We start from the raw sequence: 25,403 nt of genomic DNA, 5'->3' as shown, positions 1-25,403 counted from the left end.
TGTTAAATTGACCTCACTTAAAGATGATCCCTGATACCATTACGCACTATTTACAATTCGACAAAATTTCCCATTATCCTTCACGTGAATGAAGTATTCCAAAGAAAAAACGCTTAGAGGACTCTAAGCGTTTACCAAAAAGTAGACAGGAGTTTCTTTATGCGTTTCGTATTCCTATATATTCAGACTGTGGCCTGAATATTGTATTATTTTCAGCCTGCTCCAATACATGGGCTGTCCAACCAACGATGCGAGCGGCCGTAAAAGTCGGTGTGAATAGATCAGTTGGCAGATTAATCGATTTCATGATGGCTGCTGCATAAAATTCTACATTGGTGTACAGAGATCTTCCCGGCTTCAATTCAGCTAACAATTCAATCGCCTTCTTCTCGACAAATAGTGCCAGATCCAAAGAGGAATCACCACCCTTATTTTCTAGCAGCTTTGTTCTTAAAGCAAGGGCTCTTGGATCATGAGTCTTATATACCCGATGACCGAATCCCATCAGCTTCTCACCTTTCAGCAATTTTTCTCTAATGATTGTTTCGGCTCTTTCAGCCACACCTATTTCGTTCAATAAATCAATGACCCCGGATGGTGCCCCACCGTGGAGGGGTCCTTTCATTGTCCCGATCGCTGAAGTGATGGCTGAAACAAGATCAGATTCCGTTGATGCCGTGACTCTTGCCGAGAAGGCCGAAGCATTCATTCCATGTTCCATCGTAAGTACCATATACGTTTCAATTGCATCCGCAACTGCCTTAGACGGCCTTTTTCCTGTTAGCATAAATAGATAATTCTCTACATGGTTTAACTCGGTATCACTCTCAAATAAAGGTCCACCCATCAGCATATTAAATCGATGGGCAATGATGGTCGGTATGACAGCTGTCAATCGCAAAGATTGCTCTATTGTCGGCTTCCAGTTGTATTCTGATCCTCCTATGGAAGAGATAACCGTCCTTAATACACCCATCATATCCATTTCTTCTGGTAGTGAATGAAGAATTTCCTTCATTGCAGGTGTCAGAGTGCGATAGGTGCTCAATTTCTTCTTGATTTCCACTGCATCCTCCTTTTTCGGAAGATCCCCATACCACAACAAAAACGCAGCTTCTTCAAATGACAGATGACTGAGATCTCCGATTTCATATCCCCTATAAATGAGGACACCTTCATTTCCATCAATGTGACTGATCGACGTTTGAGCTGCCACAATCCCTTTTAACCCTTCACTAAACATTCCCAACATCCCCTTTTCGCTTAATTACAATGATTGTATAATGGATTTATAATTAAGAAAATTAAATATATTTAATTGAATTGATTACATTTTATAATAAGGGGTGGGTCTAGTGGATTTGAGTATTATTAAAACATTTATTATTGCAGCTGAATTCAACCATTTCAGGAAAGCTGCCGAGCGATTATATATTTCACAACCGACCGTCACGGTACATATTAAACAACTTGAAAAAGAACTCGGGGTGATCCTATTCGAAAGAGATGGGAAGAAAATCAAACTGACAGAAGCGGGGAGATCCTATTTACAAAATGCGAAGAGATTGATCGAGGTGTATGAGGAAGGGATTACAGATATACAATCCTTTAGTCAGGGTTACACAACCACACTTAAAATGGCTATCTCCCCCTTGATTGCTGATAATGTCCTGCCTTTTGTATTAAAGCAGTATCTTGAGAATCATCCCCAGGTGGAAATTTCGGTTGAAATCATTGAATCCGCGGAAATAGAGAAGGCAGTTTTGGAAGAAAGGGTGGATATCGGACTTTCCTGTCTCCCCTGTTTTAGTCCTGAACTTGAACAGACTCTCTTATTCTCAGATAAGGTCATTTTGGTGGCTCCTCATGATGGAAGGGATTTTGAATCAGCACCACCCCTGGACGAAGAAGAGTTATTGGCATCGAATTACTTATTGACCCACAATCACCCTTCCTATTGGGATGAACTCTGTTATACCATTAAACAATTTTATCCGACAACAAGGATGATGAGAGTTTCGCAGACACATATTACGAAACGGTTCATTGCAGAAGGACTTGGCGTATCCTATCTTCCTTCCTCTTCAGTCAGGAGAGAGCTTTTGGAAGGGAGGCTGCTAGAAGTTCATACAAGTGCTTTTCCCATGCCGGAAGCTAAGACCTTCGCACTTACAAAATACCAACATAAAACACAAAACGAATTTTTACGTTTTCTGTCCCGATTTAGAGTGTAAAAAAGGATACCATGGGCACGATTTAGTGTCCATGGCATCCTTTGGATAGATTACCTTTTTTGAAAAAGACCTGTCAGTAAGTCAGATGCTCCGAACATGTTATCTGAACCTATTTTATCGATCATTTTCCTGATTTCAATGGGATTTAATGATTGAAAGACTCTCATTAAACGTTCTTCTGTATACCCTAATCCTCCCATCAGAGATCCTTTTTTATACACTTCCCAATCAGATAGATCAGATCCGCCTAGTTTACCACCCTTATAAAAACACGTTATGCCAAAGTATCCTCCTTCCCTTAATGCTCTTTCAATTAGATTTATGTAACTTATCCTTCTGTGGGGAGCGATATGGTGAAAACATCCTGAATCGTATATGAAATCGTACTTTTCTTTGGTGAGGTCACAATCAAATATATTTTGATGTAGAAAGTTGATGGTCAAATTTCTTTCATCAGCCCGTTCCCTTGCCCAATCAAGGGACGTTTTGGATAGATCGACTGCGTCAACCTCTAATCCATGTTCTGCTAAAAAAATGGCATTCCTGCCTGGTCCACAGCCAAGCTCGAGTACCTTTCCCCTTGTGATGATTCCACGTTCTATATAAGAAACTAAGTTTTCGTCGGGTGCATTTACAAAGATAGGTACTGGTTTCTCGCGGTCAGAAAAAAACTCATCCCAAAATGGTTCAGGTTCCCGTAAAAATGAATCAAGCATGGTTAATAAATCATCGTAATTACGAATACTTTCTTGCATATGGTTCCCTCCTTCATCATCTGATTACAGTATACTTTATTACAAGATTAGGTAGGTTACCACGATTTTACAAATATATTTTTTCGCTGAGGAACCAGAGGTGAAGTTTACGATTCTATCTGCTTATATGGGTTCACAACCCCCTAATTAAGTTCCCTTTATGCATATTAATGGAAGGGGTATCCAAATGTGTTATCATCCAACCTGAGGGATTCTGATTGAATTGAGGTAAGGGGTTGAATTCTGTTGGAATACCATTATTGTCATAATTGTTACAAAAATGAAATAAATAAAAATGCATTCGGTATGGTCGCCCTCTAAATTTTTATAAAATCAAACCAGGACTTTCTCCATGCGGATATCGGACCACATTTTTTCATTCCAATAGGTGAAATCCGGGATCCTGCCTATTACCTGATAACCCATCTGACTGTATAGCTTATGTGCCTGAGCGTTAAACTCAAAAACACCAAGTTCTATTCTGGCCAGTCCTTGTTCTTTTATTTCCTTTTCCAAATACCGGATGGCTTCATACCCTATTCCCTTCCCCCGTGCATCAGGATCGCCAATCGTAATCCCTACCCAGGCAGTTCCCCTCACTTTTTTAAATAGATGAGGGGGGTCAATCATATAATTCATTTCCCCTACAAGTTTATTTTCCACGTATATAAGAAACATAGGATGAGATTCCAATCGATCTTTCAACTCATCCATGTCCATGTTCCTACATTGCTCAAGCTCTTCCCTGTTCCGATTGGGCCGAATGAAAGGAATCAAATCGGGATGGTTATCCCATTTATTTAAAGCATTAAGGATATCACTATTTGGGTGGGTTAATTTTTCAATATGAAGATTCATGTCTCTTCCTCTCTTTCTCATCCTGTAAATATGGTGAAATGAACACGGAATGTATCAGGTGGACAATTGTTAGAATATTCAAACTTAAATGTATATAGCTTCATACACGTTTATGTTATGCTTAAAGTAGAATAAAGGCAATATTTTCTTGGGACGAGAGGTGAGGATATTTGGAAGTGTTAAATGATGTGAAGCTCGCAACGTTACAGAAAGGTCATATTTTCTACCCCTTTCAACAGGAGGAAGCCTACATTCGAAATCTGATGTTATTTATTCGGGCTGGCTTGGAAAACAATCAACATATGCTTATTATTGAAAGCATGAGAAATATCACCAAGGTCAAGCATAGAATGAACAGATTGTATACAGAGGAACAGCTCTCATCCATTTCATTAGTTGATAATTTTGACTACTATTATTTAAACGGGGATTTTAACACTCAGCATATTCTCAACGCTTTCCAGAAGGATCTCTCTGTCATAAAGAAATTGAACCCTTCCATAAGAACCTGGGGCCATGTCGAATGGATTTCGAAAGAACCGAACGCAAACTTAATCAAGGAATTTGAATCGATCGCGGATGATTATGTCCTTCAAGAAGGTATGCTATCTGTTTGTGCATATCCAAGTCACAGATTATCAAGTACGTTGACAGAAACATTGGAGATGGTTCATCAGTATGTGTTGACAGATGAGGATCTTCGATTATCCATTGCTTATAGAAGATAGTAAACTATTAAGATCCTTCTTTTACGAAGGGTCTTTTATTTTGAACTGCTCGGTGCTCTTACATTATGGCTTTACCGATAGATAGTCATCTTCAGATATCCTTCTCTATGATTCTTTAAAAATGGATCAGTTGTTTTTTCTCATGGTTCTATGAGTGACACCCCTCCAATAACTATAACTATAAGGCTTTCTATCTTTATTACAGGAGGGGCTCTTGTGAACGGAACCATAAATCCCATCAAATTGAATGAAGTCATTGAGTATGAGGATCTTTTTCATGAAACATATTCCGGAACTTCTTTAAAGGCAGGGCGCATTGTGCAAATCGTGTACTGGATTAATCCCGGGGAATCTTTTATAACATATGATATCCTGGATCATAAAAAGAAATATGTGAATATTGAAGATTCCCTCTCGCCCCCATCCATCCAAAGACAGGAAATCAGCTTTGAAACGTTATTTGACCTGAAGCAACCGGTTGATATTGAGATAGCCGGGGTAAAGAGACCTTCTGTAATCGTATCGATCACCATTCATTGGAGTGAGGAAGGAACCGAGGTTTCTTATGGGGTGACTGATCGGACGGATACAACCTATTTTGGAGTTCGGGAAGAATTGTTGGTTAATTGGAATCCACATTTACCCGCTAGAAGCTTAAATACATCTCTATAAATCAAAAAGGTACCAGGGTCCTTAAACGGAGCCTGGTACCTTTTTGATTTCTTACTTATAGAATACTTTGTCTACATTATATTTCGCTTGAAGTTTATTGATGATGTATGTTTCATAAATGTCACGATCCATCGCGTCTTCTACGATGGATACATCGATTCGGTAGACTTCATCTCTGTGATTACGCAGTGGTGATACAGTATCCTCAAGATGCTTCTTCACTCTTTGTCGCAGCTTTCTGGCTTTCCCAACGAATAGAAGTTCATCATTGATATTATAAAATAAGATGATTCCGCCCTTATCTCTTGGAATTTCGTGAAGATCGATAAAGCCCTGGATGCTTTTGATCTTTGGTTCTTCTGAGTCTTTTGCTTGTTTTCGTTCCGTTATGGAAATATCCGCTTGAGGGATTTGAATGTTTATCATGAATGGTCACGTCCTTTGTTTGCTCTAAGAAGTAATGGTAACACAAAAAGGATAGAAATACTATACTACGGAGCACTTCCCTTAAATAAGGATAGCCCCCTGTAAGTTTCCTTATGTGGATGCTTATTGTTGAACGGGAACGAGAATGTCCAGATGCTGTTTCAAATTTTCTATCGTAATAGGGAGTTTGTCTCCCTGGTCCCCATCAACGTTGGCTATCATCTCATAGGTGGAGTTCGCCTGAAGTTTGGTCACTTTCATATAGTGTACATGTTCACTTTCCGCTAATTCACCCAGCAGGATTTTAGGAAGTAATAAAAGGAACTTGGGGAGAGCCATATCTTTAATGATAAAGACATGAAGCTGTCCATCATTCACCTTGGCTTCCGGTGCGATGGTTTCCATTCCCCCCACAGAATTGGTCAGGGCAACAAGCATAAGAAGGGCTTCCCCTTCCCAATCATGATCGGATTGGACCTTAAGCTCAAACGGTTGCTTCTCTTTCATTTTCTTCATTCCTTCTATAATATAGGCAAGTGGACCAAGCTTTGATTTCTGCTCAACAGGTGTAGAAAAGGAAGCCTCTGCCAATGCTCCGACTGCCACAATATTGATGAAGTATCGATCATTGATCTTTCCGACGTCGGTTTTTTGGACATGATTTTGTTTAAAGATATCGATTGCTTCTTCAGGTTTCATTGGAATATTAAGAGCGCGTGCAAAATCATTGACTGTACCGAGCGGGATGAGGCCGAAAATAGGCCGGTATTCCTGTTCTGCCATCCCATTGATAGCCTCATTGATCGTGCCATCCCCGCCCATCGCGGCAAGGAAATCATATCTTTTCTCACAAGCTTCCCTCGCAAATTCCATTGCGTCCCCCTCTCCTTTCGTCAATCGTAAAACAGTCTCATATCCCATCTCCTTCATCGTTTTAAGTGCATGGTCACTATATTGTTCACCCAATTCCTTCCCAGAAGATGGATTGACGATTAACATGGCTTGCTTCACACTATTTCCTCCCTTTTACATTATGTATTTATTAGGCTTTACCCTAATTGTAAAGAGAGGAATCCTTTTCCATCGCTAAAAAGCAGGGAAGCGAATTGAAAACCGATTTCTATATCCTCAATATCTTCAATGAAACAACCCGGACTCTTTGGATTTCTTCATAAAAGCTTTTGTCCTTTTACTTAGCGGCCCTTTGAAAAATGTGCCGAATAATAAACCAATAAGGCCAAATAAGCTTAGAATTAATAGATCTCTGAACACTCTCTCCCAGACGATCCCGCCAACCGCTTCCCTCATGAGATCGATGCTATAAGAAAATGGGAGGAAGGGATGGATGGTTTGGAAAAAAGCCGGCAAAAGGGGCACGGGATAAGTCCCGCCGGCTCCTGCAATCTGCAGGACCAGAAGGACGATGGCCATCGCTTTTCCGATATTCCCAAATACCGATACCAACGTATACACCACAATCATAAAAACAATACTGATGAATAATCCGAAGCCAATAAACCAACCAGGTTCTGCGATATGAACCCCCAGGATAAAAATGTCTCCAACTGTTACAATCATGGCTTGTATGAACCCAATGCCGAGAAACGTCAGCAGTTTACCAAAATAGATTTCCCTTTCAGTAAACTCATGTGGAGCGATGATTTCCGTTGCTAATAGCGAGATTAACAAAAGTGCACCTACCCAGATGGCTAACACAGTATAAAACGGGGTCATGGCAGCCCCATAATTCCGGATTGGAAATAAACTATTTTTATTTAAGACAACCGGTTCTTCAAAGAAGCTTTTCTCTGCATTGGGATCATTCCGAAGGAGATCGATGATTTCATTTATATCGGTTTCCCCCTGGATATCCCTGATACGTCCGGCAAGCTGGCTGATTTTGTCTTTTATATACGGAAATTGACTTGAAACGCTTTGGAGGGTTTCGGTTCCTTTGTCGATGTTCTTATCTGTATTAGAGAGAATCCTTTCCACTTCCGGAATGGTCCCTTGGATGTCTTGAAGGATGTTCCTTGCTTCATTCAAGGTTCCCTTTGCATTAGCTACCTCACCTAATACCGCCGGTTCAATTGTTTGTTTGTATCTTTTTATAAGTTCACCCATATCATTATCCGTTTTACGGGCACGATCTTTGATGCCCTTGATCAATTCGTTCACGTCTTGTTGCTTTGTTGTAATGAAATCATTTAGTTTCTGACCTTCATTTTGAATTTTCTGCATTTCCACCTTAACTTCTTCCAGCTGATTCAGGGCCTGTTCAATTTGTTCCTGATTTGGATTTTCTTCATTCTTCTGTAACGATTGTAAGGAACCTTCAACCGTTTCAATCGTCTGAATGGAGGAGGTAAGCTTATCAGCAATTCCCTTGTTGATGGCTTCTGCTCCACTAAGGTCTACGGAAGAGGTTTGGATTTGACCCAGGAAATCATTGACCTTGGAAGACATTTCCTGTACCTGTTCTAAACCTTCTTGAATGGTTGGAGCCAACTCATTTAATTCATTTTCAGCTTTGTTGAGAAAATCCGTTGTTTGATCGATCGTATCAAGTCCCTGATTCGTCACACGTTTCACATCTGGGATTTCAGCCTGCGCTTTCTGAATGATCTTCTTGGCACTCTCGGCATCCGACAACGATTCATTCAGGGCAGCACCGATTCCCGGTAACTTTCGATCTACTGTAAATACATAATCTTCAAACCTTTTGATGTCAGGGAGGTCCTTTTGAATCTCAATTCCCAGCTCATTAAACAGTTCAAATATGGTCCCATTGACAGTAGATATAAACGAACCTGTTATTTTATCAACGATCCCACCTGCCCCGGATTCTGTAATTTTCGGTGCGATGGCATTGATCTTTTCATTTACGTAATATTCCAAGGTCGCCTTTTCAGGTTTATCGTCTATGACAGTTGCCAACTTCCCCGAGAAGTCGTCGGGAATGATGATGACTGCGAAATACTCACCGTATTCCACGCGGTCCATCGCTTTTTTTCTGTCATCAAACTTCCAGTTCATATCATCATTTTTCTTTAATTCCTTTACAAGGTCTTCCCCGATATTCAGTTTCTCCCCGTTGATTTCCGCTCCCTTATCTTCATTCACGATCCCGACCGGAAGCTGATCGGTCTTACTGTATGGGTCCCAGGAAGCACCGATATTAAACCAGGCATAAAGAGATGGTAATAACATCAAGCCGCCTATCAGGAATGCAGCCACCCAGTTCCTGGATCCATTTTTTATGTCCCTAGTGAAAATTTTCCAGATGTTTTGCATATAAATTCCGCCTTTGTCCCTAATCTGTCATTTGAAACTTAGTTTACCCAACCCGTGTTTTGCCACTACGGATGCTTGAAAATAAGTGATGATTTCGCAAAAAAAGGCCCTGACATATGAAGTCAGGTACCCTTTCCATTTTCATACTATAGGATTCAGAACCATAAATGTAGGCTTACCATCACGAAAAAGGGAACTTCAACTATCTGATGTGTGTTCCGTCATAACTCTCTTATACGAACCAATCTTATTGTTCAACATTTCATTAGTAGACGATAAAGTTTGAAGCTGCTCCTGTATATTTCGTTGATGTTCTTCCAGTAATAACAATCTCTCTTCCATGGTGTGATCCCCTTCCAAGAACAACGCGGTATACTTTTTAATGGTTGATATGGGCATTTGAGTCTCCCTTAGTTTCAACACAAATTTCAGCCATTTCATATGGGATTCAGTATATTCCCTAACACCTGATGGTGATCGGTCTGGAGTGATGATTCCTTCTTTTTCATAATAACGAAGGGAGTGCGGAGTGACCCCCAGTTCTGAAGACGCTTCACTAATACTATACATTCCGCTTTCCTCCAATGCATAAACAGTTGACTTAGAGTCCACTCTAAGCTTTAGGATTGTAGTGTAACATAAATAGTCAGGAGGAGAAAATATGAACTACACAGTCATTACTGGAGCAAGCTCGGGAATCGGATACGAGGCATCACTTGCCTTCGCAGCCAGAGGGAAGAATATCATAGCTGTCGCCAGACGAGAGGGAAAATTAAGTGAGCTGAAGAATGAGATTACGGCTGCATACCCAGAGGTTGATGTCATAATCATGCCTGTGGATTTGTCCATCAGCGAAAACGTCTACCAACTTTATGAAAACTTGAAACAATACCAGATTCAAACGTTGATTAATAATGCGGGATTTGGGAACTTCGATTCCGTATCTGAGCAGAATCTTACAAAAATCCAAAATATGTTGAACCTTAATATAGAGGCATTGACCTTATTATCTTCCCTATTTGTAAGGGATTATGAACATGTAGCCGGTACTCAACTGATCAATGTTTCTTCAGGTGGTGGATACACAATTGTTGCAGATGCCGTAACTTATTGTGCTACGAAGTTCTATGTGAGTGCATTCACCGAAGGGCTCGCACAGGAGCTTGCTTCAAAAGGTTCACAGATGAAAGCGAAAGTATTGGCACCAGCAGCGACAGAAACCGAGTTCGCCCAACGATCATTTGATGTACCTGATTTCAATTATGATGGCACTGTGCCGCAATATCATACAGCCAAGGAAATGGCACAATTCATGTTGGATCTGTATGACAGTGACAAAGTGGTGGGGATTGTTAATGGAGAGACATATGAGTTCAATCTAATGGATCCCATTTATCCATATGCCAATCGGACATCTAAATAGTGACCTAATCTTCTTACAGTATCACGAAGGATCTTTTCTTCGTGGTACTGTCATTTCTTCCCGTAATTATGACATACGTGAATCCCCCATTTCCCCTTTGATCTATACTTCCTAATTAAATGGTTTAGGTAATATTTGATTGGGGTAAAAGAGTAGTATTTGACTTAATAATACATAAAAAATCTATTCTGGTATCCATGGGGGTTAATGTGATGACAAAGTATGATATTGATGTGAATGGTTCATTATTTGATTGGGACTTGGATAAGGGATCCATAACATTTGAAAATGATGAGGTTGTATTATTTTGGGTTAATACAGCGTTTAAAACGCTGATCGATTCCATCGAGGAAATAGCCGGGGAAAAAGAGGCAAGATTGGTCCTAGAGACAGCAGGCTACCGAACCGGCCTGATCGTCAGTGACTTTTATTTGAAATCCATCGGCAAACCGGAAGAAATCCTGGATAAACTCCCTAATACTTATGTAACGGCTGGTTGGGGAATTACAGAAATCTTATCGTATTCCATTGAAGAAAAAAAGGCAGTCGTGCAATTTTGCAATGGGTGGGAGTATAAAGTGAATGTTGCACAGGGAAAAGAAGAAGAAGGAACATTCATACCAGGTCATTGGGCTGGTGTACTGACTGGAATATTCGGCTCTAAAGTTTGGTACCAAGTGATCAAAAGTCAGATCAGTGGTGACGACTGTAGCGTATATGAGTTTTTCGCATCTGATATTTCTCCTTCTTTGAATGTGAATGCTCTAATGGAAGAGCAAACCATAGCAGCCCAAGAAGAATTGGATCGTATCACGAAGCAGAGAACCGAAGTGTTATCCGAGATCATCAAAGAAATTTCTTCACCGATCATTCCTGTATTGGACTCGATTCTCGTGGTCCCTCTTGTAGGTCGCTATAATGAAATTCGAGCTGAAGAATTGCTGAATAAAACACTTCTCAATCTGCCGCGTTACAAAGCTGAATTCCTGATTATCGATTTGACCAGTCTCAGCAGGGTGGATGATTATACGTTATCTTTCATTCAAAAATTCGTAAGTGCAGCCTCCCTATTGGGAACTAAGTGTTTACTTGTGGGGATTTCTTCTGAACTGAGTATTAAGGTCACACAGAGGGGTTATCGGATGAACCATATTCCCTGCTTTTCAATCCTGCAACAGGGAATCAACTACGCCCTGGATCAATTAGGGATGGAGATCATCAAGAAGGTGTAGGGCATGAAAAGGCAGGATCATTTCCTGCCTTTTACTTGTACCCTAGCGTTGAATAGGATGTTCCATTTTCTTCTCATTGCAATGGGCTATCACATATTTTAAAAACTTTATGGTCTGCTTTACCCGGATCTCATTTAAGGCTGAATCAAATCCTTTCAACCCTGAACGGATGTTCATCGCTTCCCTTATCAGGCTATGCCACTCTTCAGGAAGCTCCTGCAATCCATACTGGCCGGCATCCTGCTTGGAAATGATGGACGCTTCTTTCAATGTGTAATATTGACGAAGAATACCAAGGACCGACCACTCTATTTCAGCATCAATCATAGTGGTGGGATAATGCTTTACCTCATATAGAGATTCTTCGAAGGAATGAAGTCTTCCAGCCCAATACGTATTCATATTTTGAAGGACATATTGGTACAATTCCTCTGCGGATGGTCCTGAAAAAGATGAGGAAATTTCAGGTCCTACAACTCTAATCTCGTTATGCTTCACTAAATACCATGTGATAGGGTTAAAGTTGAAATATTCCCCAAATTTCAATTCACCATTGTTATAGTATGCGTACATTTCGGTATCCTCTTCACAGCTTGGACCCATCCTCCCGAAATCTTCTTTCAAAATATATACCCCGTCCATTTCCGGCTTTTGAAACGTCTGCTGTAGTGTTGTATGAATACGATTAAGAGCGTCGTAATCTTCTGTGGTTAGTCTGCGGTTGGTGACCGTAATAAAATCAATGTCACTGGAATCACTCACAAATGCACCGAGGGCAACGGACCCATGTAAATACAATCCTTCGAGTGTTCCCGGTAAATAAGTATTCAATAGTCTAATATATTCCTCCAGCACGCTGTTTACGATTCTTGGTACGTTTGCCATGTGATGTATTCCCCCAATGAATGATTTTGTGGAAGGCTCTAGCATCTACATTCCTCAATAACCAATTATTTCAAATAATGGAAGGTCATTCAATAGATATTTTCATTTTGGTGTTAACTATATTGATTTTTCAACATGAAAAGAAGCTTGACCCCTCTGAGGTCAAGCTCCTTACACGATGTCTTCTATTATCGATTCTGCTATTTTCTTTCCGTTCTGAATACAGGCGCCTATCCCCACGCCGTAGTAGGAGGCTCCGGCCAGTTTCACTCTTGGCATTTCAGTTGTGATCACCTTCTCCAAAGCCTGCACGGCCTGATTATGCGAAAGATGATAATTCGGCATTAAATCTTTCCAATTGGTCACTTCCACTGAAATGGGATCCGCATTGATTCCGACGCTCTCCTTAATATCATCCAGTGCCACTTTTGTCAGTTCGTCCTCTTCTAAATGCTTTAACTGCCCGTAATGAGCATTCGAGCTCTTATAAAAAAGTCTTACCAGAAGATTATGGTTTCGAGATGTGTGTTTCCATTTACGGCTCGTCCATGTACATGCATCGCACTTCACTTCGCTGCCTTTAGAAACAATAAACCCTGTACCATCAGCCGGGAGCTCCTCGTCAGGAACATTGAAACCCAGGTAGATGGAGATCAAGGAAGAGTTCCTTAAGGTATTAAAATCTTCATTTAATGTTGCACGATTTAAAATCTGTTGAGTCACATCATGAGGTGTCGCAAAAATGACAGCATCTGCTTGAATGCTTTCATGTCCTTTTAACGTGAGCTCATATTTGTCAGCACACATTTGGAGATTTGTTGTCGCTGTTCCTTTTAGAATCGTCGCATCACCGCACTCTTCTTCCAGACGGTGGATAATGGTGGATAATCCATGCCTAAAGGAAATGAACTTTTTATTGGAAGATCCCTTGAATTTCTGCTTGTTCGCAGATAATCCTTGGATGATGCTCCCATACTCATTTTTATAATCCAGGAGATATGGAAGAGTCGAGGCCATGGTCAGCTTATACAGGTTCCCTGAATAAACCCCTGATAATACAGGTGCGATCTGATTCTCCACTAGTTCTTTCCCGAGGAATGCTTCCAGAAATTCTCCGATGGAGCTTTCCTTCGTGAATACAGTATTTTTCGTCTCCAGGTCCAGAAGGGCCGCTTTCTTTCCGGCTTCAGAAATCAGAGTGCTTTCATTAAGTGCTTCTATGCTCATGGGAATACCGAAGATTGTGTCGGGAGGTATTCTATGCAGTTCACCATTTGTGTATATGTAAGATGTTCCTGTTTCGTTATATACCAGTTCGTTTTGAAGTTGAAGGTCATTGACCAATGGAAGCACTCCCCCATTACGGGCCACAATGGAATCTGCACCAGCTTCCATAATAAAGTCACCTTCCGTTATCGTCCTGATCTTACCACCGAGCTGTTGATCCCGTTCAATTAACACTAACTCAATATCCAGATTTTGTTCCCTGGATATTTTTTGCAGATTATAGAGAGCCGTTAAGCCTGTAATGCCCCCACCTACGATAACCACTTTCTTCATACTATCCACTCCATTAATTACGTGTATGTATACAGATTATCATGTTTTAGGCAGATTAGAAAAAGAAACTGTGTCTGAAAAAGGAATATGATATGTAATTAGAATAAGGAGTTCATTTTTTGATCCTGGTGTCACGTTTAATTCAAAGTTGACAACTAGGAATAGTTTGATATAACATATAATAGAATTCTGATAACCACATAGCCACTTATCCAGAGAGGTAGAGGGACTGGCCCGATGATACCTCAGCAACAGATTCTAATTTCTAGAACACTGTGCTAATTCCACAAGCATCAAGCTTGAAAGATAAGTTGAAGTTTTTTCCGTTAAAGCCTTCTTCTTATCTTACTAGGAAGTAGGCTTTTTTACATGAAAAAGTCTCTTTCTCTGTTTATTCATATTATAAGAGGAGTGATCATAATGGGAGAAAATCTCCAGGAAGCAATTAATAAAAGAAGAAATGAGTTAATTAACAAATTGATCGTCCATAACATTTTCAAAAAAGGAAATAAACAATTATTCGAGCTGACACTTAGAGAACTTGAGGATGAGTATCACTATATTCAGAAGGATTGCCATCCGCATAGTGATGTCGGCTCTATTCACTGGAAAAATTGCACGAAGTTAACCAGTTAGAAGCCTGGTTTATCTTTTCGGAAATGGCCAAACAATAAAATGACGCGGGCATATGGCTCACGTCATTTCAATAGTTATTGAGCGTTTACCTCAACTGCATCCTTCTTATAATAAGCTGCAAAGATTTCCGCAAATGCTTCGGTGGAATTATATAATTCCACTAAGTTATTTTCCACTCCGCCAAACTCAAGGAGCATCGCCCTTTCTGTTAGATCCTGATTGTAGACCCCATTTCCTTCTGCTTTTGTTTTAACGAAAACCCCCCTGCTGATTCCAGGGTACTTCTCTTCTAATTTAGCATTTAATTCTTTCGCGATTTTGAGATTCTTTTCAAAATTCTTATTTTCTTTCCCTACGATAAAAAATAGGCGTGCATAGTCCTTGCCATTGATCGTTTTGGTCGTAATATTTCGGGGTTGGGAGTCCCGGTGAATATCTATTAAATAGGTTAAATCGTCATCTTGTGCAAGGGCTTCTTGAACCAATCCCCTTGTCAGCTTATAGGATTCAAAATAGGTCCATGATTTGTTTTTCAATGCTTGGTTTACATCTGTCTTGTCTTGCACTGCCCCGATTCCTCGTGATTCGAGTTCCTGTTTCAATTTTGAACCAACCGCAATGACATTGACCTTTTCATTCGTACTGGCCGGATCTTTTGAATCGTTGTTTTTAATTAGAGGGCTAAAGGCTTCCCAGCTGTGGGAGTGATAAATGAACACAGACTTTTCTTCAATCTCCTGCACACCGTCACCTGAGTTATGATTGGCTTGATCGACTTGGTTCTGATCGATTTCCTGATCCTTCAGCTGGTCCTCCGTTGGAGCTGGCGACTCATTAGGTAAATTGGTAATGTCCGTCCCTTTACCGGCAACGGCTATATGCGTATGATAATTTTCTATTCCAGGGATTTCTCGTCCAAATAGACTCCTTGGGTCAAGCAGTGATACATTCGTCACGCTTTCCAACCAATCAAAGTCGGTATTCATGGCCTCTTTATTCTCGATGCGCAGACCTGTCATTTCCTGTGACAGAAGCATAAGGAATGTCTCTTTCGGTACAAGCTCTGATACCGAAGTATAGAAAAGGCTGTCCACCCTCAATTTAATGGCCGTCGACGAAATCAGCCATACCATGACATACATCATGATGATCCCTATCAATACTACCCGGATGACGGCTTTCATAGATACGAATACTAGCGGGACTAAGCTATTATTATTTCGAGACTTATACGACATCATCAGTACCCCTATATAAAGTATTTAATAGTTAACTTTATGCAGAGTGTCGATAGAGTAGAAGGTTTTTTCAGGATTCGGTCTGATTTCCTATAGGACAGGACACAAATGGAAAATCATTTTTCTAAAAACGACCTGAACGTAAACAAAACGCATGATGAGATGCGTCTTTGGTTTATCGCCCATTCACTTCATATGCAGCCCTTATACCGGATTCCACCGCACCTTCTATCCAACCATGAAAAGAGGACGTGTGTTCGCCTGCAAAATGGAGCCTGCCTTCGGGTGTACGGACATAATCCCCGATGTCAGCTGCCTGACCAGGTGTATATAGAGTAAAACATCCTGCCGAGAAAGGATTTCTGCTCCAATTATAAACAAAATAATTCAGTAGTTCTGTATAAACCCGATTTCCATAAACCCTGGAAAGATCCTTCAACACTTCTGAAATGATTGCTTCCTTCGATTTACTATTCCATAAGAGAGCGTTTTGACCCCAACTGTAGCTTGCCAGCATCACACTAGGTTTGTTGCTCCCTATGTCATGACTTGGCATATAAGTAAATCGGGTGGGAAGATCGGATACAATGTTTCCGTAATTCATTTCCTCCCAAAAACGACTTCTGAACTCGATACCGATTTTTACAGATGGAATATTGGTCACTTCACGGATCGCCTGCCATTTTTTGAAAGAAATCGAGTTATATGGGACGACATCAATAAATTGAAAAACGGTAAAAGGAACAGTGACAATCACATAGTCAGCTTGATACTCCCTATACGTCCCATCCAATGGGTTAACCGTTTGTACGTTGACAACTGAACTAGACTGTATGATACGGGTCACTTTTTGGTTCATATAAATATGGGCCTGTAGCTCACCCATAAATGAATACGGCAATTGGTCATTCCCACCTGTTATTTCATAAAACTTCGTCTCTTTTCTAAAGATAGGAAAAATAATATCTTTTAATATATCAACAAATGAAAACTCAGGAAATCCCTCGATTCCGAGAATGACATTTATTTTCCGGATGGCATTCAACGATAAGGATTTTCCGAACGGGTTGTTGGACAGGAATTGCCCCACTGAATAATTCGAATACTTTTTTATTAAGTTCAATTGTTCACTGTGTTCACTGTTATTATACAAATCTATAAAAGGCTTGGTGGCTTCAAGAAAGAGCTCAGAAGCGGTTTTCCCCCTTTCACTTTCGGGGAGAGGATATTGCAGAATATCCGGATCAGCTTCGTACTCTTTTCTCGTCACTAAAATGTTATTTACTAAAAACAAGTCTTTAGAAGAGGAATTTTGAAATGGTTGAAATGGCAGATTGAATTTACGTATATACTCAAATACCAATCGATGATTATCGGGGATCCTCATGGCACCGGCATCCATATAATTCCCTGAGGTAAATGGCTTCCGAACGGTATAAACCCTTCCCCCGATCCTTTTGTTTCCTTCAAGAATCACGACATTATGCCCGGCCTTTTTTAAAGTCGAGGCTGCAACCACTCCACTCATCCCGGCCCCTATGATGATAATCTTTTTGGATGTGGAGGGGTTTAATCCCTCTCGAATGATGGAAAGCATATCATCCGGATACTTCAATTCTAAAGGGGAATCCCTCATTAATCGATCGTCCATTCTTCACCTACCTCCCTTGCTCTTTCATCATATGAATTCATCTAGGGAGGTATACATTTGTTTCCTGTGACATAATGATCATTTCCAGTTGTTTTCAGAACGCACGTTTCTATTTATCCAATTCTATGTTATACTTGAAGTTCAATGGGTCTACGAGACTGTATTTAGTCAATCCCTCTAGCAAGTAGAAGGGAGACATGTTAAATGTCACTTGAAAATATCGTAACCATGCTCAAGACTCTTAAGGAATTCAAGGAAAGTGAGATTGTTCATACGATTTCTGACCATGAGCACTCACCTGTTATGACTGTTACTTACCATCTGGACACGGAATGTTTTCGCATTACTTATGTGGATACAATGAAAGTGGAAGAATTTACTGATATCAGCCTATTGGCGTCGACTATAGAAAGTGTAGTACTGCTTGAACCTTCAAGATAACGTGAAACGAACTGCCTTTACTCCGGTAATGGCAGTTTTTTGTATATGTATCATGATCCTTTATGGTACTCTAAAGATAAAAAGGAGCTAGACCATGTCGTTTTATCACCAACCTTACATACGGTCAGTGTCGCTCAAGAGAGAAGACCTCCCCTCATTACACTCTTATCCTTTTAATATTCCAAGTATACGTTACTTAAAGGATCTTTCCCTTCATCCAAATGTCACGTTCATCGTCGGAGAAAATGGAATGGGTAAATCCACGTTATTAGAAGCTATTGCCATGGCCATTGGATTTAACCCTGAGGGAGGGTCGCTTAATTTTACTTTTTCTACGTATGATTCCTACTCAAACCTGGATCAATACATGAAGGTGGTAAGGGGGATCGATCGTCCTCAAGACGGTTTTTTCCTAAGGGCGGAAAGCTTTTATAATGTAGCGACGAATATTGAAGAAATGGACCGGGACCCTTTAACAGCTCCAAAGGTAATCGACTCGTTTGGAGGGAAATCCCTGCATGAGCAATCTCACGGGGAAGCATTCTTTTCGACCTTCATGAACAGATTTCGAGGAAAAGGTCTTTATATTCTGGATGAGCCGGAAGCTGCACTTTCTCCTTTGAGACAATTATCCATGCTTTCCCGCATACATGAATTGGTCAACGATCATTCTCAATTTATAATCGCTACACACTCTCCCATTTTAATGGCCTATCCATCATCGAAACTCATTCAGCTAACTGATAATGGTTTAAGTGCAGCAAACATTGAAGACACGAGTCATTACCAGATCATGAAGCAATTTTTTGAAGATCGAGAACGCATGTTGCACCATTTATTAAAGGAGGAAGAATGAGGGCCCGTCCCTCACAAACAAGCATACCCTATTATTGGGTATGCTTGTTTTTCCCGTTAAAATGAAGGAAGTTCACTAAGATTATTTTCTTTCAGCCCGTCCGGCTCACTTCGTATGACATCCCTGCCATAGCGATGAATCACATCGACATGGGCGAGCTTTCCGGCTTTTGCCTCTTCTAGAGCGGTTATATAATCCAGTTCCCGACCACTCTCGGTCTTGAAGGCGATAAGGTCATTGTCATTATTTCTTCTGACAGCAACAATTTGTTCTGCCCCTGTAGAAAGTTCATCAGCGATTTCCATTTTCGCCTGAACCTTACCTTGTTGCTTGTATTCTTCATAAATTTGTTCAAAATTCTTATTTTCCATTGTACTCACCTCCCGAACATACGTTTAGTATTTGCGTTCCATTCCATCCATATGTACGGACTGACTAATGTATTTGTAGAACATAGATTGTGTATTTTATTATAAATAAAATGAAGAGTGCCGTTCATACAGCACTCTTTTTACGCCTAATTCAGTTTATCCAGTGCATTATTCAGCAATATTCTCTGATTTTCAATCGATTGAAGGGCATCTTCAATATTTCTTTTATATATAGAAAGAATACTCTGACCATAGGTAGTTCCTGGAACAGCCCACTTTCCATTCAGGTCCGTCCAGTTCGTTGCAGAACCTCTTGTGACCAGGGTAAACCGCGGGTCCACAAGTGGTGCTCCTTTAGGGAGTGGTTTAGTCGATGCATACGCGTAAAGGTGCTGGATATGAGCAAGTACCCCCTGTTCAGGCGTGGTGAATGAAGCCCCATCATTTCCGGGTCCGGTGGTACCAATCCCTGCATAGTTATTTTGAGAAGGTTTCACTTGTCCTGTGAATCTGAAATAATTGGTTTCATGAATGGCTTGTGCATATGCGATATCTCCCCGGATGCCGTAAAGGTCCCCATAGAAAGTGTAAAATTTCCCCACTAAGGGTGCGGAAGGATTCACTGCTTTCACAAATTCATCTAATTGTTGGGCTTGGATAATAGATGTTCCCATAATGGAATAATCAATACCAGGAGGCTGTGGGGGCTTAGTAGGTTCTGGTGGAACGGTTGGCGGAGGGTCCGTCGGCACAGGAGCTGGCACAGCCTCTTCTCTTAAAAGGAAGGCATCGATCCCCACCCGGCTTAATGCTATTATTTGATCTTCTGCATTTTCCCTCACTGAAAAAGCCCCAGTTTGAACCCGGAAATACGTTTTGCCGGAAACGACTACCACATCTATAAACGCTTCAAATGAAACAGCTTTCAACTCTTTCACCCGGTCTTCTGCATTTTTCCTTTCTGTAAATGACCCTGCGATCACTTTGAAAAGTGGCTGATTGCCCGAAACTTTTGCCGGGAGTGCAAGTACTTTGGCAACGCCTTTTGCAAGCGAAATTCCTACTGCCTGTCTGAACTTTGTATCATTCAAGAGTGCAACGTCCTTTGGATTGTCAACAAACAACACTTCCACCAACACCGATGGCATTTTGGTTTCACGGAGCACATGAAAATTTGCTCTCTTCTTCCCTCTATCTGTTACGTTGAATGGCTGAACGGCTTCTATTACTTTTTCGTGGATGGTTTTTTGATATGATAACGTCTGTGTCGGTACACTCCCATTGTATACATAGCTTTCAAACCCTGTCCCTCCACCTGCATTATGGTGGATGGATAAATACAAATCCAGGTTTGAGCGATTGGCAAGGTCGGATCTATCTGAAAGAGATAAGGTTTGATCCCCGGTCCTCGTCATTAACACCTTCACATTGTAATTCGACACTAAATAATCCCTGACCACAACGGCCGTCAAAAGATTGAAGTTCTTTTCTTCGTTTCCTTTATATGTGGCACCAGGATCAGATCCTCCATGTCCCGGATCAATCATGATGGTTTTCAATTAATTTCCTCCTAAAAGCTTGACATATAGTACTATATTCTCAAATGGACAAGCATGCTTGGACAATTTCCTATCGCCACCTCTCTTCAATATAAAAAAGGTTCCCTGCTAAGGAACAGGAAACACTTTTTTACGGACGATTCTATATTCATGGAGGGGACTTTCTTATAGGGTTTAGTTTTTTCTTTCTCTCTATTGTATTGCGAAAAACACGATCTTATTCACTTTATTCATTATCATTGTATTTCTTGACCGGCGGAGTTCTATACTGTGTTCGCTTCGATTTTTTCAGTATGAACTGTTGATCTTATAATCATTGTTTTTTACCTTAATATGGGGCCTAAGGGTTACCCCAAACTGTGCAACGTACGGATTCGAGAGGGAAGGAGATCCCATTTCTAAATTGGCATGAGTTACGGATGGACTGAGAAAAAGATATTGTAATATTTTTCTTGCCAATGCATCACCTCCATAGAACACTTTATGTCGAAAGTGTCGGGTTGGTGAGGACAAGCAACTCAATTTTTTTTAAAATGAACAACTTTTTTCATGTTATCATTCCTTACCATCATATCTGATTGAATGTTTTTCTTAAATAAACGAATGATAAATATAGAACAATTATGATGGGAGGTATTCAGTTGAAAAAATATGCGGTTTTATTGTTCGTTGTGATGGCGTCACTCTTTTCATTGCCTGGGGTGGCAGCAGCCAAGCAGGATTCCTGTATAAGTGAAGCGAGTATGAAGGCCCGGGAAGATATGAGGACATTATGGACCGATCATGTATTCTACACAAGGAATTACATCATTAGTGCAGTGGATGGGTTGGAAGACACCGATATAGTACTGGCAAGGTTGCTTCAGAACCAGAAAGATATCGGGAGTGCAATCAAGCCCTATTATGGGGAAAAAGCAGGTAACCAATTAGCGGATTTATTGACAGAACATATTGTACTTGCGGGAAAAATCGTAGAAGCTGCTAAGGCTGGCAAATCAGCTGACGTAGAGCAGCTTAATAAAGAATGGTATCGAAATGCCGACGATATTGCCCGATTCCTAGCAAGAGCCAATCCCTATTGGTCTGAAAAAAAATTAAAAGATTTGCTATACATGCATCTACAGTTCGTGACCGATGAAGCAGTGGCACGGATTAAAAAAGATTGGAAAGCTAATATCAAAAGCTTTGATGATGGTAGAGCACATATCCTTCATTTGTCTGATTCTCTATCTGATGGAATCGTGAAGCAATTTCCTGATAAATTTTAATGAAAGGAGCTGGGAGTATCGTTTCCCAGCTCCTTTTAACATTTTATTCCTATCGTTATCTTATCTCTTCCACTTCAATTTCCTTGATGATGCGGGCAGGATTACCACCAATCACTACGTTGGATGGAACATCTTTTGTCACAACAGCACCAGAAGCAATGACTACATTATCCCCAATGCTCACTCCTGGGTTAATGATTGCTCCGCCGCCAATCCAGCAGTTGTCCCCGATAGTGACAGGCTTACCAAATTCAGGTCCCTTATTTCTCTCTATGGGATTTACAGGATGAGTAGCTGTGTATATATGTACCCCGGGTGCAAGCATACAATTATTTCCGATACTGACCTTGCACACATCCAATATCACGCAGTCAAAATTAGCAAAGAAATTGTCTCCTACGTGAATGTTATATCCATAATCGCATCGAAAGTTTGGTTCTAAATAAACGGTTTCTCCCGTTGAACCGAATAGCTGTTTTAGTGTAGAAACTCTTTTTTCCCCTTCTTCCTCCGTTGTAAGATTTAACTTTCGCGTTAAATAGCGGGCTCTTTTTCTCTCTTCGATTAATTGTGGATCCCAGGGTTCATAAAGTTCACCCTGGAGCATTTTTTGTTTTTCCGTTTTCATGTAGACCTCCATCAATAAGTAGCTTTGAATTTATATTATCTAATCTTTTTATGATGTGCAAGCGATTGCATCATCGCTGGATTTTACCTATTTGAGTTATTGGATTGACAATACGTAAATGGGGCTATCCCCTAACTTAGGTAAGAGATAGCCTGGCCAGATGAAAGTATACCTTTGTCTTAGAAAGACAACTGACAGAAGTACCATCGAATGGTTACTCTTTAGTTATTATCAACCGAAGAATACCCGACTTTATTCTGAACAAGGTCATCGACTCTTTTTTCCTGACTAATTCGCAGGGCTGTGGCGTATAGGAGCTGCACACCTTTTTCGATATCATCCATCTCGGCAAACTCTAAAGGGTTGTGACTGATCCCTTTTTCACAGCGGACAAAGATCATTCCATAATCACTGATATAGGACATAATCAGGGCATCATGGAACGGTCCGCTCATCAAGGTAGGAGAATCGAAACCGAGCTTCTCGTCTTCTTCTTTCATGACTTTTTTGATCCAATCTGCACAATACCTTGGTTCACTTCTTGTATCTTCATTGATATCGTATTTGAGATGATAAGTAGAAGCGGTTTCTTCGATCAGTTGATAAAGTTTTTGCTCGAGTTTGGTCCGTGCTTCAAGATCGATATCACGCAGGTCAATAGTAAACTCTACCTTTTCAGCAATAATGTTTCTGGAATTTGGAAACACCTGCATACTTCCCACTGTCCCAACCGTTGTATCGGTTCCTTCTTCTTTAACCAGTTCATCGAATTTGCGAATAATTTCTGATGCACCGACAAGAGCATCCTGTCTCATTTTCATCGGAACGGATCCGGCATGGCCGGCAAATCCTTCGAGTGTTATCGTCAACCAAATAGGCCCTGAAATTCCTGAAACAATTCCTACCGGCTTATCTTTTCCTTCAAGCACTGGTCCTTGTTCGATATGAAGCTCCAGGAAGGCGGCGATATCTCCCTTTTTATATACAGGGCTTTGTGTCAGGTCTGTATCGACACCAAACTCCTTCAGTGCTTCCCTTCTTGTAACCCCAGCCTTGTCTTTTCGCTCAAGTTCACCCTCCTCAAGCATTCCTGCCAAAGCCCTTACGCCAAAGATGCCTTTATTGAAACGGCTTCCTTCTTCATCAGAAAAACATATCACTTCAATGGTCCGTTCAGGAATGATTCCATTGTCCATCATGGTATGAACCACTTCGATTGCTCCCAGCGCTCCCGCCGTCCCATCGAATCTGCCCCCATAAGGCTGTGAATCGATGTGTGATCCAAGAATAAGGATTGGTTTAGTATTATCCTTTCCTTCGAGCCTGCCAATCAGATTACCAAATCCATCAATCTTTGTCGTTAAACCAGCCACTTCCATCCACTCTTTAACTTTGTCCACGCCCTGCCGATCCTCTTTCGAGTGAGCCAGGCGGCAAACGCCAGTTTCTCCAATTTTTCCGATTTCAGCTAACTCTTGCAGATGATGGTTTAATCTTGTTCGATTGATCGTCAATAGAATCATCCTTTGCAAATAAATTTTAGACTTATTACCATTGTACGGTCTATTGTCCCGCTAATCATTAGACAAATTGTCAAAGAATAGTGAAGCAAGAAAGGAGCAGTAAGGATCTATACTCACTTCAAATCTTCCTTATAAAAATAGGTTCCCTGCCTTGTCAACTTTATCCTTCTTCCTTTTAAAAATAAAAAAAGAGAGGGGAATCCCCTCTCCAAAAATTGCCTCGTCAGTAGTTTGCTGTCCTTTTGGAATGCTGAACTGAATAAATCAGCATTCCAAAGAAAACGAGTACCGCTCCAAGAATCAAACCGAGTGAGACAGTTGCGATTGATAGCATCTTAAAGAATACGCTCACTGCAACGACCATATAAAGTACGGCAAGCATCCGCTTGACGATGACGCCTGAGAATCGTTTGAGCTGGATGGAACCGATCGGTGTCCCGATCAAAGCACCGATGATCAGCAAAATTCCGTGGCGATAGTCAAGTGACTCCCCTGTGTACATATATGAGGTGATCCCGGACAATACGATAATGGAAGCAGCAGATATACTGGTTCCAATTGCTTTGTTCAGATCAAGTTTGAGCCATTTCGTAAGTAAGGGAGTCATGACAAATCCCCCGCTAACACCCATAAGGGATGAAATCATTCCCGTAAATAAACCTATGACGGGAGCTGCAAAGACCCCTTTAGGCTTCGAGTCCTGTTGTCGTTTGCTTAAAAACTGGTAAGAAAACCAACTTAATATGGCAATATAGACAATTGAGATGAACGTCGATGCCCCGTTGATGGCATCAAGCCATTTTACAAATGGTACAGTCACTACAGAGCCTATGACTCCGAAAACTCCAAGGAAAACCGCTAACTTTTTGGACACATTCTTTAAACGCAGATGTGACAGTGTACCTGTTACCGTAGATCCCAGAGTAAGCATCAAGGATAAGATGATGGCCTGACTAGGCTCATATCCAAGGACCAGTAAGGTAGGAGTCAGAACAATTCCGCCCCCTATCCCGAAAAAACCTGAGATGACACCGATGACGGCGCCACCTATCATAAATAAAATCCATTCCATGTCGTACGTCACTTCCTTCATAGAACATTATACCTCTATATAAGTTATAATAGAAATGAATAATGATAATATAGTCGATTACGTTTATTAATG

25 protein-coding genes and 1 riboswitch are annotated in these 25,403 nt (G+C 40.8%); of the genes, 9 read left to right on the top strand and 16 right to left on the bottom strand.

Going from position 1 to position 25,403, the window contains the following annotated elements; genetic code table 11:
- Positions 1–157: 157 nt before the first annotated feature.
- Entirely contained in the window at positions 158–1,243 is a 1,086-nt protein-coding gene (locus tag P8596_RS11870) for a citrate synthase/methylcitrate synthase (protein WP_279726934.1), read from the bottom strand.
- Positions 1,244–1,355: 112 nt separating this feature from the next.
- Between P8596_RS11870 and P8596_RS11865 the strand changes: the two genes are divergently transcribed.
- A complete protein-coding gene (locus P8596_RS11865) occupies positions 1,356–2,234 on the top strand; it encodes a LysR family transcriptional regulator (RefSeq protein ID WP_061811310.1) in 879 nt (292 codons plus the stop codon).
- A gap of 50 nt (positions 2,235–2,284) precedes the next feature.
- Here the strand turns inward: P8596_RS11865 and P8596_RS11860 are convergent, their stop codons facing one another.
- Positions 2,285–2,989: a class I SAM-dependent methyltransferase gene (locus P8596_RS11860; RefSeq protein WP_279726933.1), complete on the bottom strand. Its 705-nt coding sequence runs from the start codon at positions 2,987–2,989 to the stop codon at positions 2,285–2,287.
- A 333-nt stretch (positions 2,990–3,322) separates the two neighbouring features.
- Entirely contained in the window at positions 3,323–3,847 is a 525-nt protein-coding gene (locus tag P8596_RS11855) for a GNAT family N-acetyltransferase (RefSeq protein WP_224520042.1), read from the bottom strand.
- A gap of 176 nt (positions 3,848–4,023) precedes the next feature.
- On the opposite strand from P8596_RS11855, the gene P8596_RS11850 reads away from it, so the two are divergent.
- Positions 4,024–4,575 carry an MEDS domain-containing protein gene (locus tag P8596_RS11850; RefSeq protein WP_279726993.1) on the top strand — a complete coding sequence of 184 codons (552 nt, stop codon included), beginning with the start codon at positions 4,024–4,026 and terminating at the stop codon, positions 4,573–4,575.
- A 216-nt stretch (positions 4,576–4,791) separates the two neighbouring features.
- Positions 4,792–5,247, top strand: a complete 456-nt coding sequence (locus P8596_RS11845) for a hypothetical protein (RefSeq protein WP_224520043.1) — start codon at positions 4,792–4,794, stop codon at positions 5,245–5,247.
- A gap of 51 nt (positions 5,248–5,298) precedes the next feature.
- Here P8596_RS11845 and P8596_RS11840 read toward each other — a convergent pair whose 3' ends face one another.
- The 4 genes from P8596_RS11840 to P8596_RS11825 form a co-directional block, all read right to left on the bottom strand.
- Positions 5,299–5,673, bottom strand: a complete 375-nt coding sequence (locus tag P8596_RS11840; RefSeq protein WP_224520044.1) for a nucleotide excision repair endonuclease — start codon at positions 5,671–5,673, stop codon at positions 5,299–5,301.
- A 123-nt stretch (positions 5,674–5,796) separates the two neighbouring features.
- Complete coding sequence (locus P8596_RS11835; protein WP_279726932.1) at positions 5,797–6,684, bottom strand: diacylglycerol/lipid kinase family protein; 888 nt, start codon at positions 6,682–6,684, stop codon at positions 5,797–5,799.
- 126 nt (positions 6,685–6,810) lie between these two features.
- Positions 6,811–8,967 carry a YhgE/Pip family protein gene (locus tag P8596_RS11830; protein WP_279726931.1) on the bottom strand — a complete coding sequence of 719 codons (2,157 nt, stop codon included), beginning with the start codon at positions 8,965–8,967 and terminating at the stop codon, positions 6,811–6,813.
- A 198-nt stretch (positions 8,968–9,165) separates the two neighbouring features.
- The gene (locus P8596_RS11825; RefSeq protein WP_254651483.1) at positions 9,166–9,537 is read right to left on the bottom strand and encodes a MerR family transcriptional regulator; all 372 of its coding nucleotides are present in this window, start codon (positions 9,535–9,537) and stop codon (positions 9,166–9,168) included.
- A 91-nt stretch (positions 9,538–9,628) separates the two neighbouring features.
- Between P8596_RS11825 and P8596_RS11820 the strand changes: the two genes are divergently transcribed.
- Positions 9,629–10,390, top strand: a complete 762-nt coding sequence (locus tag P8596_RS11820; RefSeq protein WP_254651482.1) for an SDR family NAD(P)-dependent oxidoreductase — start codon at positions 9,629–9,631, stop codon at positions 10,388–10,390.
- A 212-nt stretch (positions 10,391–10,602) separates the two neighbouring features.
- Positions 10,603–11,622: an STAS domain-containing protein gene (locus tag P8596_RS11815; RefSeq protein ID WP_279726930.1), complete on the top strand. Its 1,020-nt coding sequence runs from the start codon at positions 10,603–10,605 to the stop codon at positions 11,620–11,622.
- A 42-nt stretch (positions 11,623–11,664) separates the two neighbouring features.
- Here the strand turns inward: P8596_RS11815 and P8596_RS11810 are convergent, their stop codons facing one another.
- Positions 11,665–12,507, bottom strand: a complete 843-nt coding sequence (locus tag P8596_RS11810; RefSeq protein WP_279726929.1) for a nucleotidyltransferase domain-containing protein — start codon at positions 12,505–12,507, stop codon at positions 11,665–11,667.
- A 171-nt stretch (positions 12,508–12,678) separates the two neighbouring features.
- Complete coding sequence (locus tag P8596_RS11805) at positions 12,679–14,067, bottom strand: protoporphyrinogen oxidase (RefSeq protein ID WP_279726928.1); 1,389 nt, start codon at positions 14,065–14,067, stop codon at positions 12,679–12,681.
- Between the two features lie 205 nt (positions 14,068–14,272).
- Positions 14,273–14,380: riboswitch (SAM riboswitch) on the top strand.
- Between the two features lie 107 nt (positions 14,381–14,487).
- Between P8596_RS11805 and P8596_RS11800 the strand changes: the two genes are divergently transcribed.
- Positions 14,488–14,703, top strand: coding sequence for a Fur-regulated basic protein FbpA (locus P8596_RS11800; protein ID WP_224520052.1), 216 nt, complete (start codon positions 14,488–14,490; stop codon positions 14,701–14,703).
- Between the two features lie 74 nt (positions 14,704–14,777).
- On the opposite strand, the gene spoIIP is transcribed toward P8596_RS11800, so the two are convergent.
- Positions 14,778–15,944: a stage II sporulation protein P gene (spoIIP, locus tag P8596_RS11795; protein WP_254651477.1), complete on the bottom strand. Its 1,167-nt coding sequence runs from the start codon at positions 15,942–15,944 to the stop codon at positions 14,778–14,780.
- 172 nt (positions 15,945–16,116) lie between these two features.
- Positions 16,117–17,592 carry a flavin monoamine oxidase family protein gene (locus P8596_RS11790; protein WP_279726927.1) on the bottom strand — a complete coding sequence of 492 codons (1,476 nt, stop codon included), beginning with the start codon at positions 17,590–17,592 and terminating at the stop codon, positions 16,117–16,119.
- 204 nt (positions 17,593–17,796) lie between these two features.
- On the opposite strand from P8596_RS11790, the gene P8596_RS11785 reads away from it, so the two are divergent.
- Together P8596_RS11785 and P8596_RS11780 are read left to right on the top strand one after the other, a co-directional pair.
- Entirely contained in the window at positions 17,797–18,033 is a 237-nt protein-coding gene (locus P8596_RS11785) for a hypothetical protein (RefSeq protein WP_229595130.1), read from the top strand.
- 94 nt (positions 18,034–18,127) lie between these two features.
- Entirely contained in the window at positions 18,128–18,889 is a 762-nt protein-coding gene (locus P8596_RS11780) for an AAA family ATPase (RefSeq protein WP_279726926.1), read from the top strand.
- Positions 18,890–18,945: 56 nt separating this feature from the next.
- Here P8596_RS11780 and P8596_RS11775 read toward each other — a convergent pair whose 3' ends face one another.
- Both P8596_RS11775 and P8596_RS11770 read right to left on the bottom strand, forming a co-directional pair.
- Positions 18,946–19,260 carry a DUF3892 domain-containing protein gene (locus P8596_RS11775; RefSeq protein ID WP_229595126.1) on the bottom strand — a complete coding sequence of 105 codons (315 nt, stop codon included), beginning with the start codon at positions 19,258–19,260 and terminating at the stop codon, positions 18,946–18,948.
- A gap of 146 nt (positions 19,261–19,406) precedes the next feature.
- Positions 19,407–20,819, bottom strand: a complete 1,413-nt coding sequence (locus P8596_RS11770) for an N-acetylmuramoyl-L-alanine amidase (RefSeq protein ID WP_279726925.1) — start codon at positions 20,817–20,819, stop codon at positions 19,407–19,409.
- A gap of 626 nt (positions 20,820–21,445) precedes the next feature.
- Here P8596_RS11770 and P8596_RS11765 point away from each other — a divergent pair.
- Positions 21,446–22,087 (top strand): glycosyltransferase, encoded by a 642-nt coding sequence (locus P8596_RS11765; protein WP_481900340.1) that lies wholly within the window; start codon positions 21,446–21,448, stop codon positions 22,085–22,087.
- A 55-nt stretch (positions 22,088–22,142) separates the two neighbouring features.
- Here the strand turns inward: P8596_RS11765 and P8596_RS11760 are convergent, their stop codons facing one another.
- The 3 genes from P8596_RS11760 to P8596_RS11750 all read right to left on the bottom strand — a co-directional run bounded on the left by P8596_RS11760 (position 22,143) and on the right by P8596_RS11750 (position 25,331).
- A complete protein-coding gene (locus P8596_RS11760) occupies positions 22,143–22,715 on the bottom strand; it encodes a sugar O-acetyltransferase (RefSeq protein WP_224520060.1) in 573 nt (190 codons plus the stop codon).
- Positions 22,716–22,936: 221 nt separating this feature from the next.
- Complete coding sequence (locus P8596_RS11755) at positions 22,937–24,238, bottom strand: M20 family metallo-hydrolase (RefSeq protein WP_224521089.1); 1,302 nt, start codon at positions 24,236–24,238, stop codon at positions 22,937–22,939.
- A gap of 223 nt (positions 24,239–24,461) precedes the next feature.
- On the bottom strand, positions 24,462–25,331 hold the full coding sequence (locus P8596_RS11750) for a sulfite exporter TauE/SafE family protein (RefSeq protein WP_254651469.1): 870 nt from the start codon (positions 25,329–25,331) through the stop codon (positions 24,462–24,464).
- Positions 25,332–25,403 lie beyond the last annotated feature (72 nt).

The sequence above is a fragment of the Rossellomorea sp. DA94 genome (assembly GCF_029834455.1).
Taxonomy (GTDB): Bacteria; Bacillota; Bacilli; order Bacillales; family Bacillaceae_B; genus Rossellomorea; species Rossellomorea vietnamensis.
Note: the sequence above shows the minus strand (reverse complement) of the source record. Positions and strands in the feature narration are given on the sequence as shown.

What these genes read in the sequence shown, in the direction of transcription:
- P8596_RS11760 (WP_224520060.1), bottom strand. Translation starts at nt 22,715, where the DNA reads ATGAAAACGGAAAAACAAAAAATGCTCCAGGGTGAACTTTATGAACCC.
- P8596_RS11825 (WP_254651483.1), bottom strand. Translation starts at nt 9,537, where the DNA reads ATGTATAGTATTAGTGAAGCGTCTTCAGAACTGGGGGTCACTCCGCAC.
- P8596_RS11755 (WP_224521089.1), bottom strand. Translation starts at nt 24,238, where the DNA reads ATGATTCTATTGACGATCAATCGAACAAGATTAAACCATCATCTGCAA.
- P8596_RS11840 (WP_224520044.1), bottom strand. Translation starts at nt 5,673, where the DNA reads ATGATAAACATTCAAATCCCTCAAGCGGATATTTCCATAACGGAACGA.
- P8596_RS11785 (WP_229595130.1), top strand. Translation starts at nt 17,797, where the DNA reads ATGTCACTTGAAAATATCGTAACCATGCTCAAGACTCTTAAGGAATTC.
- P8596_RS11820 (WP_254651482.1), top strand. Translation starts at nt 9,629, where the DNA reads ATGAACTACACAGTCATTACTGGAGCAAGCTCGGGAATCGGATACGAG.
- P8596_RS11805 (WP_279726928.1), bottom strand. Translation starts at nt 14,067, where the DNA reads ATGAAGAAAGTGGTTATCGTAGGTGGGGGCATTACAGGCTTAACGGCT.
- P8596_RS11810 (WP_279726929.1), bottom strand. Translation starts at nt 12,507, where the DNA reads ATGGCAAACGTACCAAGAATCGTAAACAGCGTGCTGGAGGAATATATT.
- P8596_RS11800 (WP_224520052.1), top strand. Translation starts at nt 14,488, where the DNA reads ATGGGAGAAAATCTCCAGGAAGCAATTAATAAAAGAAGAAATGAGTTA.
- P8596_RS11870 (WP_279726934.1), bottom strand. Translation starts at nt 1,243, where the DNA reads ATGTTTAGTGAAGGGTTAAAAGGGATTGTGGCAGCTCAAACGTCGATC.
- P8596_RS11815 (WP_279726930.1), top strand. Translation starts at nt 10,603, where the DNA reads ATGACAAAGTATGATATTGATGTGAATGGTTCATTATTTGATTGGGAC.
- P8596_RS11830 (WP_279726931.1), bottom strand. Translation starts at nt 8,967, where the DNA reads ATGCAAAACATCTGGAAAATTTTCACTAGGGACATAAAAAATGGATCC.
- spoIIP (WP_254651477.1), bottom strand. Translation starts at nt 15,944, where the DNA reads ATGATGTCGTATAAGTCTCGAAATAATAATAGCTTAGTCCCGCTAGTA.
- P8596_RS11780 (WP_279726926.1), top strand. Translation starts at nt 18,128, where the DNA reads ATGTCGTTTTATCACCAACCTTACATACGGTCAGTGTCGCTCAAGAGA.
- P8596_RS11765 (WP_481900340.1), top strand. Translation starts at nt 21,446, where the DNA reads ATGGGAGGTATTCAGTTGAAAAAATATGCGGTTTTATTGTTCGTTGTG.
- P8596_RS11855 (WP_224520042.1), bottom strand. Translation starts at nt 3,847, where the DNA reads ATGAATCTTCATATTGAAAAATTAACCCACCCAAATAGTGATATCCTT.
- P8596_RS11750 (WP_254651469.1), bottom strand. Translation starts at nt 25,331, where the DNA reads ATGAAGGAAGTGACGTACGACATGGAATGGATTTTATTTATGATAGGT.
- P8596_RS11860 (WP_279726933.1), bottom strand. Translation starts at nt 2,989, where the DNA reads ATGCAAGAAAGTATTCGTAATTACGATGATTTATTAACCATGCTTGAT.
- P8596_RS11775 (WP_229595126.1), bottom strand. Translation starts at nt 19,260, where the DNA reads ATGGAAAATAAGAATTTTGAACAAATTTATGAAGAATACAAGCAACAA.
- P8596_RS11790 (WP_279726927.1), bottom strand. Translation starts at nt 17,592, where the DNA reads ATGGACGATCGATTAATGAGGGATTCCCCTTTAGAATTGAAGTATCCG.